Below are 12847 nucleotides of genomic sequence, written 5' to 3'. Positions count from 1 at the left end.
AGAACAAGTAATCTAACCGCCTTTCAATGATTCAATAAAAAGCCCCATGCAGTTCTCTGCATGGGGCTTTTCTTTGTCTGGCTTGTTATTGTCTGGCTTGTTATCAGGCTAAATGACTAGGCCTCTAATTTTAATTACCGACTCAAACCGAGAGTAACTCATTAACCAAGAGTGACTAATTAACCAAGAGCTACTAGTTTTGCTCTTCACGCTTGAAGACGAGCTCTTTCGCGTTCGACTCTTCTTCAACGAAGTAGTAACCCGCCGTATCAAATTTGGTCAGCGCTTCAACGGAATCAATTTTGTTTTCAATGATGTAGCGAGCCATCATGCCACGCGCTTTTTTCGCGTAAAAACTGATCACCTTGTATTGGCCATTCTTACAGTCTTTAAAAACTGGCGTGATGATTTGACCATCAAGGCTCTTCGGCTTCACAGCTTTAAAATATTCGTTCGATGCAAGGTTGATCAATACATTATCGCCTTGAGCATTCAACGCCTCATTCAGTTTATCAGTGATGATATTGCCCCAGAACTGGTACAAGTTAGTGCCACGCTCATTAGCTAAGCGTGTGCCCATCTCTAGGCGGTAAGGCTGCATCAGATCTAACGGCTTAAGCAAGCCATATAACCCAGAAAGCATACGCAGGTGATTCTGTGCGTAGTCAAAATCATCGTCCGACAGTGTTTCAGCATCTAGGCCAGTGTACACATCGCCCTTAAAGGCTAGGATTGCTTGGCGTGCGTTGTCTTGGGTAAAGGTCTCGCTCCATTGCTCAAAGCGCGCTACGTTCAGCCCAGCAATCTTATCGCTTACTTTCATCAGAGCTGAAACATCAGCAGGTGTCAGCTTGCGGCACTCTTCAATAAGCTCTGCAGAGTGTTCAACAAACTCTGGCTGGCTGAAGCGCTCAGTCGCTAATGGTGATTCGTAATCTAATGTCTTGGCTGGAGAAACGACAACTAACATAACTTTACCCTAATCGGTTATCTAACTGGATGCAGCTAGAGTATAGAAAAAACATCAACTTGTCTTTATGACTCTTCCTATTACTTTGATAGACAGATCTAGCTGTAAGTCGCTGACAAAGAAGAATCGCTTACAAAGAAAAGGTCGCTTGCAAAGAAAAGATCACAGACAAAGCAAAAATCACTCACCAAGAAAAACTGCAGGCAGATAGAAATTGTAAACAGATAGAAATCGCAGGCAAAGAAAAAGGCTAAGGTCGAAACCTTAGCCTTTCTAATGATTTTAGGATGAGTGATGAATCACTCCAACAAGATTACTTCTTCTTGTTGTTAACCCAAATACCATCTTCCAATTGAGCTTTAAGCTCTGGGAAATCATCCGCATCAAACGTGGGTACTTTACCCGCGTCTAATTGACGGTTGTAGTCTTTCGCTAGCTTAATCACGATACCCGATAGCAAGATGATCGCTACCAAGTTAACAATCGCCATTAGGCCCATCGATACGTCAGCCAATGCCCATACCGTTGGCAGTGTCGCGAGAGAACCGAACATAACCATACCCAGAACAACGATACGGAACAGCACTAGGCCCTTCTTGTTGTTGTGCTCTAGGAAGATAAGGTTCGTTTCAGCGTACGAGTAGTTTGCAATGATTGAAGTGAAAGCGAAGAAGAAAATCGCTACCGCTACAAAGATGCCACCCCATTCGCCTACTTGTGCCGTTAGTGCACGTTGCGTTAGTTCGATACCCGTTACTTCACCGTGCGGTACATACTCACCAGACATCAGGATGATTGCTACTGTTGCAGAACAGATAACAATTGTGTCCATGAACACGCCTAGCATTTGCACATAACCTTGTGATGCTGGGTGTGGTGGGTAAGGCGTAGCAGAAGCTGCTGCGTTTGGCGCAGAACCCATACCCGCTTCGTTCGAGAACAAACCACGTTTGATACCGTTAATCATCGCTTGTGCGATTGCGTAACCTAGGCCACCCGCTGCTGCTTCTTGCAGACCGAAGGCACTCTTGAAGATAAGAGCCAGAACTTCAGGCACTTTCTCAATGTTCATTAGCATTACGTAGATAGCGATAGCTAAGTAAGCCAGTGCCATGATTGGAACAATGATTTCTGCAGTGCGAGCAATCTTACGGATACCACCGAAGATAACGAATGCAGAGATAATAACGATACCAACACCAACGTAGCTACGCTCGAAGTCGAATGCCGTGTTCATTGCACTTGCAATCGCGTTCGCTTGAACTGCGTTGAATACGAGACCGAATGCGATGATTAGGAAGATAGAGAATAGAACCCCCATCCAACGCATACCTAGGCCTTTCTCCATGTAGTATGCAGGACCGCCGCGGTAGTTACCGTCGTTATCACGCGTTTTGTATAGCTGTGCCAGTGTGCTTTCTGCAAACGATGTTGCCATACCTAGCATGGCAATTAGCCACATCCAGAAGATAGCACCAGGGCCACCAGCGGTAAGAGCAACTGCAACACCTGCCATGTTACCTGTACCTACACGAGCAGCTAGACTAGTACAAAGAGCTTGGAAAGAAGAGATACCAGCACTGTCTGCTTTACGGCTGTTTCTAAGAACAGAGAACATGTGGCCGAAATGGCGGAATTGAATGAAGCCTAGTCGTACAGTGAAGTAGATACCCACACCAACGAGTAAGTAAACTAAGATAGATCCCCAAAGGAGATCGTTCATCAAATTGATTAAGTCTGTCACGTGAACCTCGTAATTGAGTTTAAGCACCGATCTTGCTTCCGAGCCTTCCTCTAGATCACCTATGCCAGTGTCAATAGTTGTGTCGGCATTAGATTTATATTTATTTGTTGCGATCTAGATTGTAAATGTCGCTTCATGCATCCATTTTACGTATCAGTGTATTTTTTGACGGGCGGATAATGCAGCGAGACGGCCTAAAAATCAATATGCAAGTGAATTTATATTAAAATGACATTTCACTAATAACACACCTTTTGTTAACACAATTTTCAACAATACAGCCCAATAAAAGTCACATTATCGGGACATAATATCAACAACAACCAAGGCACCACCAAAACAAGAACGACATCCTATAAAGATGACGTCAGCCTAGGTTTTACAAGGTATAGTGAAGATCTGTATTTTTTTCTAGGGCAATGAGAACCCGCTACCGCACGGCGCAATACGCACTTAAATGCAGTGTAGTAAAAATACCATTCCATTCGCACAATGAATTAACATTCCATAACCCCTAATTTAATCGTTTACTTAGGTTTGTTTGCTTATTTTTTGCACATAAAAATCCCCACAATGTGTGAGCATGCATAAGAAAAAAGAACAAAACCTTCATAGATTTGAAACAAATGAGAAACAAATCAAGGTTATTGTGAACCTAAATATGATATTTAATAGTTCGTAAGAACGATTCCCACGGAAGGAGATATGGCTTATGGATAGCTTTCAATTCGATGAACTATCAGAACTAGAAATGCCTCGTGCAACTCAAAAAACTCGCTCGAAACCGCTCAAGCGTAAATGGCGTGAAATCGAGGCAATCAACGATCGTAGACAGCTTGAGAAAGAGCTCAGAGAGATGAATCTCGGTCTCGATTTTAGCCTTGATGATATAAAGCTTTAATCTGCACGATAATAAATCAGATAGCAAAAGGCACCTATGCAGGTGCCTTTTTTATTGTATGAAACCACTCTTCGATTTAGAGCACAATTTGAAAGCGAGCGTCTTAATAGAGAGCGCCTAATAATAGCAGCGTTTCAATACGACAACGGGCTAAACGCACTCTTGCTCATTCTGTCGAACACGAGCCGCAAGTTGGCGGTACTGATCGGCAATTGTCTCTCCAAAGACAGGGTCGTCTTCCGGTTGAAGCCATTGAGACTCTACTTCTTGCCAATCTTTGACCGTGAATGCCTTCACAATCATCGGTAACACATGCTTCTCTTCATATTCCATGTGCTTTCGTTGAGCTTTAACAAAGGCTTCAAGCTGCTCAATAAAGACTTGCTGAGGAACAACCGCATCTTGGAGGATCATATCGACCACACCTAAAAAGTCCGCGGTTTTCTCAGAAAGCAATTGATGTTCCAGCTCCAAGTCTTCAATCATTTGATCGCTGCCGTATTGCTTGAGGTAGTAACGATAAATAACGTCTTCTTTCGGGTGATGCACCTTATCTGAATGGTTCATGAGATAATGAACCACCTCTGCGATCAAGCTATAGTTTATTTCTCGCTCTTGTTTTAGATGCTCTAACTTATTGTTGAGTATCGCGAGCAAGCGAGCCATATAGCCATGCTCTCGTCTTATCCTTTCAATCATCATAGTATTGCACTCCATTACACCTACTATTTATAAGTGTATATGAAGATAGCAATTTGTGGTTTGACCCTGCTCAGAAAATCATCAACCTACAGTGCCAGTGGTAATGTCCAATCGATAGGCTGTTGATTAATAGAAGAGAGTAGTTCGTTGGTCATCGAGAAATGCTGACAACCGAAGAAACCACGGCGTGCTGATAATGGTGATGGATGAGGTGCAACCAACACGTGGTGCTTGTCTGCATCAATGGCTTGGCCTTTCTTCTGGGCATGCGCGCCCCATAATAAGAAAATGATCGGCTCAGAACGCTGATTTAGCTCAGCAATGATGGCATCGGTAAAGGTTTCCCAACCACACTTAGCATGTGAGTGTGCTTTTGCCTCTTCTACTGTCAGTACCGTATTCAACATTAATACCCCTTGAGATGCCCAAGTATCGAGGTAACCATGACTAGGGATCTCAAAGCCCTCTATATCTTGTGCGAGTTCTTTGTACATATTACGTAGAGACGGTGGAATTTTAACGCCAGGTAGCACAGAGAATGCTAAGCCGTGAGCTTGCTTAGCGCCGTGATAAGGGTCTTGCCCAAGGATAACCACGCGTACAGACTCAAAAGGCGTCATATTGAAAGCACTGAACACTTGCTCTTGAGGAGGGTAGATGGTTTTCCCACTATTACGTTGCTGTTCGACAAAAGCGAGAACACCCTGAAAGTACTCTTTGTCACGTTCATCATTAATAATGGATTCCCAACTCTTTGGTGCGCTCATCGTTTTACTTCCCAATCATCAAGGTTTCTAGGGGCTTTCACCAGACAAAAAAATAGCTGTATCGGCTAACTGTCCTAAATAAGGCTCTAGTTATACCTCATACAGCTATCAATAAACATGATGTGTAGGGTTCACTTGTTGATGAATCATAATAATCAGTTCAAGTTGTGTTTATCTCGATTAACCACTTTTTTGCTGTGTACGATGGTGGCCATGGCTATGCACGTGACGGTTTGGTGTTGGTAAACGACTTGCGACAGCAACAGTTGAAGTTTGGGTGATTGAATACATAAAGGCACCTCCTGTAAGACATCGTGAACTACATATTCACTTTAATACTATGAAAGAAAGGTGCCAATTATTAGAAAGAGACGGAAATAAATTTCCCCCTCTATTATTACGCTTCTTCGCTCGCTAGCGTTGCTGAGCGATGAAACATTCTAAGTTGTTGAATTTCCTCTTTCCAGATCGTCGAATCAATGGTTTCCAAGATAAGAGGAATACCATTAAAGCGAGAATCAGAGGCAATATACTCAAAACAATCCCAGCCAATTTCGCCTTTTCCTAAAGAATGATGTCGATCGACTCGGCTCGCAAACTCAGCTTTTGAATCATTGATGTGCATTGCTCTTAGATAGTGCATACCCACAATGCGCTCGAACTCAGCAAAAGTATGCTCACACGCTTCTTTTGTTCGTAAGTCATAACCGGCCGTAAACGTATGGCAAGTATCTAAACACACACCGACACGCGACTTATCTTCTACTTGGTCGATGATCTCTGCTAGGTGCTCAAACCTCCAACCCAGATTAGTCCCCTGCCCTGAGGTATTCTCAATCACTGCAATTACATCAGGCACCGCTTGATGAGCTAGGTTGATCGATTCAGCTATCTTGGCCAAACATTCGCTTTCTGAGATTTTCTTCAAATGACTCCCAGGATGAAAATTCAAAAGCGTGAGTCCAAGTTGATTACAACGCTCCATTTCATCAATAAAAGCCGCGCGTGATTTCTCTAGCTTCTCTTCTTCTGGTGCTCCTAGGTTAATTAGGTAGGAGTCATGAGGAAGAATATTCTCAGCACTAAAGCCCAACATTTTGCAATTGGCTTTAAACGCACTAATGGTTTTAGCTTCCAGCGGCTTTGCTGCCCACTGTCTTTGGTTTTTGGTAAACAGCGCAAAAGCATTGGCACCGATCTCTCTTGCGCGCATTGGCGCCTGATCAACACCACCAGCAGCAGACACATGAGCACCAATAAACTTAATATTGGTTTGAGGTTTTGAGGATGAATTATTGTTTGTCATTAAATCACTTTACACTTTCAGAATGCTTAATAAATAAAGGGTCGTATCGTTTGTAGTTCAATAAAAACACAACAAATGTAGTAAACTTACAACAAATAAGACTGTTAAATATTTTTTATACTTTAAAATATTTTGTAATTACTTTGTTTTCAAAGGTTTTATTGATTTACCTCAATATAATCACCTTTGTGAAAATATGGTTTTTGGTTGTTTTTTGACTTAAATCAATGTTAACCTTACAGATATTAGGTATATATTACCCAGCTCAACAAAAATCGAAAGTTAACACCATAATCAAACCACATTCAGTGGACTAGGAGATAGTTATGATCCAAGGTATTCAAATTACTAAAGCAGCAAACGATGACCTACTAAACTCAATCTGGCTACTAGACAACGAAAAGAATGAAGCTCGTTGTGTTGTTGCTACTGCAGGTTTCGAAGCTGACCAAGTTATCTCAGCTGCAGACCTAGGCGACTACGAAAGCCGTGAAGTTGCAATCGAAGCAGCACCACGCATCGAAGGCGGTCAACATCTAAACGTTAACGTTCTTAAGCGTGAAACGTTAGAAGATGCAGTTGCTAACCCAGAGAACTACCCACAGCTAACTATCCGTGTATCGGGTTACGCTGTACGTTTCAACTCTCTAACGACTGAACAACAACGTGACGTTATCGCACGTACGTTCACCGAGTCTCTATAATTTTTAGAGCTTGAATTAGAATACAAAAACGGCGCTCATTGAGCGCCGTTTTTATTTGTTCAACAATACAGATGTACGTTACGGTTGAACTCGACGAAGCACTACTTTTAGCGCTTCAAAATCATTATCAAGATCTTCAGATAACAACTCCATCGCCGCATGTTTTGCTAGCGGGCCTGGCAGTTCAATATCCGTACCTAAAATATCATCAACCACTTCTTTGAATTTCGCTGGGTGTGCAGTACACAAGAACAGGCCTGTCTCGTTCTCTTGCAGTTGCTCTTCCAGTAGACGGTAAGCAATCGCACCATGTGGTTCACATAGGTAACCCTGTGCTTTTAGGTCACGTACTGACTCAGCGCTCTGCTCGTCAGATACTTTACCTTTACCCAAAGTATCCAGTCCCCAACCTTTCAGTTGGCAAAGCTCTTCGATACGTGGCCAGTTGTTTGGCTGGCTTACGTCCATCGCGTTTGACGTTGTTGCTACCGTCGGTTTTGGATCCCATTGACCTGTTTCTAGGTAACGAGGAACCGTGTCATTTTCGTTGGTTGCAGCAATGAAACGCTTCACAGGTAGGCCTAGTGCTTTAGCGAGTAGACCTGCTGTAAGGTTACCAAAGTTACCACTTGGTACTGAGATAACAAGGTTCTCACGTTGCTCTTTGGTTAGCTGAGAAGCCGCTTCAAAGTAGTAACAGATCTGAGCCATCAAACGGCTGATGTTGATAGAGTTTGCCGAGTTAAGACCGATCTCTTTACGCAGCTCAGCATCGTCAAATGCATCTTTCACTAGCGCCTGACACGCATCAAAGTCGCCATCGATCGCCACAGTATGGATGTTCTTACCTAGCGTACAAAACAGCTTCTCTTGCAGTGGGCTGATCTTGCCTTTCGGGTAAAGGATCACAACATTAATGTCTTCCATACCGTAGAAAGCGTGCGCAACCGCCGCGCCAGTATCACCTGATGTTGCCGTTAAAATAGTGATTTGACCACCATCTGAAACAGCAGCTAAAGATTGAGCCATAAAGCGGCCACCAAAATCTTTAAACGCGAGTGTTGGGCCGTGGAAAAGCTCAAGCGCGTAAACACCGTCTTTTACTTGCTTGATAGGTGCAGGGAACTGGAACGCCGCATCCACCAATTGAGCAACCTGTTCTTTTGGTAGCTCATCGCCTATTAAAGCCGAGAGAATCTTTGAACTACGAGGGACAAAGTCCTCTGCTAGCAGCGCATCGATGTCATCAAACTTTGGCAGTTCAGATGGGAAAAATAGACCTTGATTGCGGCCTAGACCTTGACGAACGGCTTGGCCAAAAGAGACTTGCTCGTCATTTTCTTTGATGTTGTACAGCTTCATAACTCACTTCCTGTAACGATCGAACCTTGCTTATCTAAGCGACAAACGTGGACGAATCCTTCTTCGTTTTGTACATAATTTTGTTCTAACCAGCGTGCAACACGCTCGGCGACATCTTGTTCTTTGCAAATGCTAAATAGAGTTGGGCCACTACCGGAGATCCCAGTAGCAAGCGCTCCAGCTGAGGTTGCGTATTTACGCGCATCAGCAAACCCTGGAAGCAGTTTCTCACGATATGGTTCAGCAATCACGTCTTTGATCATCTTAGCGGCTAGCTCTGGCTGACCAGAGTGGCAAGCATGGATGAAACCCGCTAAATGGCGACCATGAGCAATCACATCCTGGCGACGATATTGAGAAGGTAGAATCTCGCGAGCTTCTGCCGTTGAAACCTTAATGCCCGGATACGCCATTACCCAGTACCAGTCATCAAAACATGGTACCTCTTGACTAATGATACCTAGCTCTTCCAGCATTAATTGCACACCACCAAGGTAACAGGGTGCAACGTTATCGTAGTGGATACCGCCTGAAATTTTACCTTCCATTTCGCCCATCAGAGCAAGCAGTTCAGTTTCATTCAGTGGCTGACCATGAAAACGGTTTAAAGCATCCAGTGCCGCGACAATTGAACAAGCACTTGAACCTAAACCAGAACCAATAGGCATGTTCTTTTCTAGTGTCATTTCCAAAGGCTTAACCGCAACGCCTTTTTTATCAAGCTCTCTAGAGAACACAACCCAGCAGTCGTAGACAATGTTTTCTTTGGTTTCAGTTGGCAGCTTAGAAACAAAACTGCCTGCTGTTTTTAGTGAGAATGATTCATCACCTGCTTTAACCATAACTCGGTCACCGAGCAGCGTGCCATCCACTGGAGACACAGCGGCCCCCAGCACATCAAACCCTACACTGACATTGCCGATTGATGCAGGCGCATAAACAACAACATCCATATCACTTGAACTCATTCCTAAACTCCTAATTTCCAACCAAGAGTACGCATCACATCAGAGAATACGCCTGCAGCTGTAACTTCAGTACCCGCACCGTAACCACGCAATACTAGAGGGATCGGTTGGTAGTAACGGCTGTAGAATGCTAATGCGTTCTCGCCATCTTTAATCTTGAACATTGGGTCGTCGCCATCAACAGCTGCGATACGAACTTTACACTTACCATCGGCGATTTCACCAACATAACGAAGTACTTTGCCTTCTTCTGCTGCGATCGCTGACTGTTCTTGGAAGTAAGCATCCGCTTCTGGCAAGCGAGCCATAAACTCTTCAACCGTGCCTGAATCATCAAAACCCGGTGGCAATGCTTGGTCAACTTCAACATCTTCAAGCTCAAGTGCCATGCCCGCTTCTCGAGCGAGAATAAGCAGCTTACGCGCCACATCCATACCAGACAGATCATCACGAGGATCCGGTTCAGTAAAGCCGTTATCTTTTGCAATATTGGTTGCTTGGCTCAGTGTCATACCTTCATCAAGCTTACCGAATATGTAAGACAGTGAACCAGAAAGAATGCCGTTGAATTTCTCAAGCTCATCACCCGCAGAGATTAGGTTCTGTAGGTTTTCGATGACTGGTAGACCTGCTCCTACTGTTGTCTCGTACATCAACTTACGACGTGAATTACGTGCAACTTCACGAAGCTGATGGTAGTAAGCCATGCTCGCTGTATTTGCTTTCTTATTTGGTGTTACCACGTGGAAACCAGCCGCTAGGAAATCAGCGTATTGCGCCGCAATGCCTTCGCTAGACGTACAGTCAACCAATACTGGATTGATAATGTGGTTACGTTGAACAAGTGCATTTAAGCGCGCTAAGCTAAACTCTTCTGTCGCGCTCGACATGCGATCACGCCACTGCTCTAGCGGTAGACCATCGCTATCTAGCAACAAGCCTTTGCTGTTTGCTAAGCCACATACGCGAATCACGATGCCTTTTTCTGCCAGTTTGCCTTGTTGACGTTGGATCTGGTCAACAAGCTCCCCACCAACACCACCAACACCAACAACGAATACGTCAAGGAAGTGCTTAGAGTTAAATAGGTTCTCGTGACACGCCTTGATCGCTTCAGAGATTTTGTCTTCAGGGATAACCGCAGAGATAGCACGCTCAGAAGAACCTTGCGCGATAGCAACGATGTTGACGTTCACTTCAGCTAAAGAAGAGAAGAATTGAGACGCCACGCCACGTGAAGTGCGCATACCGTCACCCACCAACGTAACAATCGCGACATCGTCCATGAACTCAACAGGCTCTAACAGGCCATCTTTCAGCTCAAGTTCAAACGCATCTGATAGCACTTGCTTCGCTTTCACTTTATCAGCAGATTCAATACAGAAGCTGATGCTGTACTCTGAAGAGGATTGAGTAATAAGGACGATAGAAACGCCGGCAGAAGACATCGCGCCGAATACACGACTCGCCATACCAACCATACCCTTCATACCTGGGCCTGATACGTTAACCATCGTTAGGTCACTTAGCGTAGTGATGCCTTTGATTGCTAGGTTATCTTCGCCAGTGTCTTGGCCGATCAAAGTACCTGCACCCTGTGGGTTGAAGCTGTTTTTGATTAGGCAAGGAATATGGAATTGCGCGATAGGAGCGATAGTCTTCGGATGTAGAACCGAAGCGCCGAAGTAAGAAAGCTCCATCGCTTCTTGATAGCTTAGCGATTTAAGAAGACGAGCATCATCCACTAAGCGAGGGTCACAGTTGTAAACGCCATCGACGTCAGTCCAGATCTCACAACAGTCTGCACGCAGACACGCAGCCAATACAGCCGCAGAATAGTCTGAACCATTACGACCTAGTGTGACTAGCTCACCTTTTTCGTTACCTGCTGTAAAGCCAGGCATGATGTTCACGTGACCTTGTGGAAGCGGTGATTGACGGAAGTTCTGAGTTGAAACATCCACATCGACCATCGCTTCAAGGTGGTCACCTTTAGCGTATAGGTATTGAACTGGGTCAATCAGGCTTGCTGGCTGGCCTTTCGCTTCAAGTACCGCTTTCATCAACTGGATTGAAATTCGCTCACCTTTACTGATGATGCGAGCATTTACGTGATTTGGGCACATACCCAGTAGGTTAATACCATTCACGAACTGCTTAAGTTGAGCAAGAGAGGTATCAACCTGCTCTTGAAATGCAGAGCCATCGACTGACGGCAATACAGCTTGAATCTCTGCAAACAATGCTGCGAATGATGATTCGATCTCGGTGATCTGTACGTCTGCTTCACCATTTTTTAGTGCTGCTTCAATAACAGCAACCAGCTTATTGGTTGTTTTTCCTGGAGCCGATAGTACAACGGCTAGCTCTTCTTGCTGGGCATTATTAGCGATGATATCTGCTGCTCGTAAAAAACGATCTGCATCAGCTAATGATGAACCTCCAAACTTTAAAACGCGCATCCCTTTCTCCATAAGTCATAAAAATGGTACAAAAAAAGGCCTGTATCTTGTTGGATACAGGCCTTTTTTTTTAAAATCCGTTACTTAGCAGCCTGCCCCAACAATGTGAATGTCGGTAATAATAATGGTGGTGGTCATTACTAGGTGGCTTACGTGCTGCATATCAAATTCTCTGCTTGTGCTTTACTCTACGTGTATCAATTTTTAGCACTACACGTCAATGAAAAGTTGATTTTTTTTTACATTCACACCATTTTTCAGAGCAAACCGCCATTTCAGGGATAAAACAGCGGCTATAAGCCTACAATTCAAAGGTTGGGTTTGATATCAGAACAACAAAGTTAACCCATTGCATATATAGCCATAACAAAATGCTATATCGATTGTGCAGCGAACGTACAGATCTTGTGCTTTAATTGAACGATAACGTTCGAAGAACAATAATAATGACATCAGGAGTGGGAAGTGAAGAGATTACTTATTCTTTTAGCCTTTGCTATGCCTGTTGTTTGTTCAGCGAACAGCCTACCTCTGTTAAACAATTTGCCTTTGCTACCCAGTCAAATCGATCGTTCTGCCCATAAGTTTTTTATCTCCACACAAAATGCATCAAGTGAAAGCTTTGACACTTGGAAAGTCGATAGTGGCTATTCTTACAGTCTGTTTGCCGATGTAGATCTTTATGTCGGTACACGTATTAATAGTGATTCACTAAAATATGAGAGTGGATTCTTGAGTGGTGTCAGCTATCAATTCTCAGAGAGAGTCTCTTTCAACAGTTCTCTGCACACTTATAAAGATGAAACCGAGGACAGTGAAAAGTCAGTCGCCGCTGAGGTTTCAAGCCGAGTACAACTGACCGACAATCTAGATTTGCATGCCACCCTTGATTATGAAGAGTGGCAGCAAGGTGTTGAAGTGGGATTAGGATTTCGTTTCTAATCTATCTCACTTCTTGATT

The 12847-nt window shown here is 43.9% G+C and carries 11 protein-coding genes and 1 other annotated feature; of the genes, 3 read left to right on the top strand and 8 right to left on the bottom strand.

Annotation, left to right across the window (positions count from 1 at the left end; translation table 11 throughout):
- Nucleotides 1–193: 193 nt before the first annotated feature.
- Nucleotides 194–970, bottom strand: a complete 777-nt coding sequence (gene yaaA, locus H5300_RS01155) for a peroxide stress protein YaaA (RefSeq protein WP_017084789.1) — start codon at nt 968–970, stop codon at nt 194–196.
- Nucleotides 971–1283: 313 nt separating this feature from the next.
- Nucleotides 1284–2714 (bottom strand): sodium:alanine symporter family protein, encoded by a 1431-nt coding sequence (locus tag H5300_RS01150; protein WP_009848420.1) that lies wholly within the window; start codon nt 2712–2714, stop codon nt 1284–1286.
- 712 nt (nt 2715–3426) lie between these two features.
- On the opposite strand from H5300_RS01150, the gene H5300_RS01145 reads away from it, so the two are divergent.
- Nucleotides 3427–3615 (top strand): DUF3545 family protein, encoded by a 189-nt coding sequence (locus tag H5300_RS01145; protein ID WP_004735002.1) that lies wholly within the window; start codon nt 3427–3429, stop codon nt 3613–3615.
- 150 nt (nt 3616–3765) lie between these two features.
- On the opposite strand, the gene H5300_RS01140 is transcribed toward H5300_RS01145, so the two are convergent.
- From H5300_RS01140 to nfo, 3 genes are all read right to left on the bottom strand, one after another.
- On the bottom strand, nt 3766–4317 hold the full coding sequence (locus H5300_RS01140) for a hemerythrin domain-containing protein (protein WP_004735001.1): 552 nt from the start codon (nt 4315–4317) through the stop codon (nt 3766–3768).
- A gap of 86 nt (nt 4318–4403) precedes the next feature.
- Complete coding sequence (gene ung / locus H5300_RS01135; RefSeq protein ID WP_182795267.1) at nt 4404–5084, bottom strand: uracil-DNA glycosylase; 681 nt, start codon at nt 5082–5084, stop codon at nt 4404–4406.
- A 397-nt stretch (nt 5085–5481) separates the two neighbouring features.
- Nucleotides 5482–6390, bottom strand: a complete 909-nt coding sequence (gene nfo, locus H5300_RS01130; protein ID WP_061024544.1) for a deoxyribonuclease IV — start codon at nt 6388–6390, stop codon at nt 5482–5484.
- A 326-nt stretch (nt 6391–6716) separates the two neighbouring features.
- Here nfo and grcA point away from each other — a divergent pair, with 326 nt between their 5' ends.
- Nucleotides 6717–7094: an autonomous glycyl radical cofactor GrcA gene (gene grcA, locus H5300_RS01125; RefSeq protein ID WP_004734998.1), complete on the top strand. Its 378-nt coding sequence runs from the start codon at nt 6717–6719 to the stop codon at nt 7092–7094.
- A 78-nt stretch (nt 7095–7172) separates the two neighbouring features.
- On the opposite strand, the gene thrC is transcribed toward grcA, so the two are convergent.
- From thrC to thrA, 3 genes are read right to left on the bottom strand one after another with little or no spacing between them, the layout of a single operon-like run.
- Entirely contained in the window at nt 7173–8456 is a 1284-nt protein-coding gene (gene thrC, locus H5300_RS01120) for a threonine synthase (RefSeq protein ID WP_004734997.1), read from the bottom strand.
- Nucleotides 8453–9409: a homoserine kinase gene (thrB, locus tag H5300_RS01115; protein WP_004734996.1), complete on the bottom strand. Its 957-nt coding sequence runs from the start codon at nt 9407–9409 to the stop codon at nt 8453–8455. Before thrB ends, thrC begins: the two co-directional genes overlap by 4 nt.
- A gap of 17 nt (nt 9410–9426) precedes the next feature.
- On the bottom strand, nt 9427–11886 hold the full coding sequence (thrA, locus tag H5300_RS01110) for a bifunctional aspartate kinase/homoserine dehydrogenase I (protein WP_017087520.1): 2460 nt from the start codon (nt 11884–11886) through the stop codon (nt 9427–9429).
- 29 nt (nt 11887–11915) lie between these two features.
- Nucleotides 11916–12035, bottom strand: a sequence feature (Thr leader region).
- Nucleotides 12036–12351: 316 nt separating this feature from the next.
- On the opposite strand from thrA, the gene H5300_RS01105 reads away from it, so the two are divergent.
- The gene (locus H5300_RS01105) at nt 12352–12828 is read left to right on the top strand and encodes a hypothetical protein (RefSeq protein WP_017077706.1); all 477 of its coding nucleotides are present in this window, start codon (nt 12352–12354) and stop codon (nt 12826–12828) included.
- Nucleotides 12829–12847: the final 19 nt, after the last annotated feature.

This window comes from Vibrio sp. SG41-7 (assembly GCF_014164465.1).
Lineage (GTDB): Bacteria > Pseudomonadota > Gammaproteobacteria > Enterobacterales > Vibrionaceae > Vibrio > Vibrio splendidus.
This window is presented reverse-complemented; position numbering and strand designations above follow the sequence as displayed.

What these genes read in the sequence shown, in the direction of transcription:
- thrB (WP_004734996.1), bottom strand. Translation starts at nt 9,409, where the DNA reads ATGGATGTTGTTGTTTATGCGCCTGCATCAATCGGCAATGTCAGTGTA.
- thrA (WP_017087520.1), bottom strand. Translation starts at nt 11,886, where the DNA reads ATGCGCGTTTTAAAGTTTGGAGGTTCATCATTAGCTGATGCAGATCGT.
- H5300_RS01140 (WP_004735001.1), bottom strand. Translation starts at nt 4,317, where the DNA reads ATGATGATTGAAAGGATAAGACGAGAGCATGGCTATATGGCTCGCTTG.
- ung (WP_182795267.1), bottom strand. Translation starts at nt 5,084, where the DNA reads ATGAGCGCACCAAAGAGTTGGGAATCCATTATTAATGATGAACGTGAC.
- yaaA (WP_017084789.1), bottom strand. Translation starts at nt 970, where the DNA reads ATGTTAGTTGTCGTTTCTCCAGCCAAGACATTAGATTACGAATCACCA.
- grcA (WP_004734998.1), top strand. Translation starts at nt 6,717, where the DNA reads ATGATCCAAGGTATTCAAATTACTAAAGCAGCAAACGATGACCTACTA.
- nfo (WP_061024544.1), bottom strand. Translation starts at nt 6,390, where the DNA reads ATGACAAACAATAATTCATCCTCAAAACCTCAAACCAATATTAAGTTT.
- H5300_RS01145 (WP_004735002.1), top strand. Translation starts at nt 3,427, where the DNA reads ATGGATAGCTTTCAATTCGATGAACTATCAGAACTAGAAATGCCTCGT.
- thrC (WP_004734997.1), bottom strand. Translation starts at nt 8,456, where the DNA reads ATGAAGCTGTACAACATCAAAGAAAATGACGAGCAAGTCTCTTTTGGC.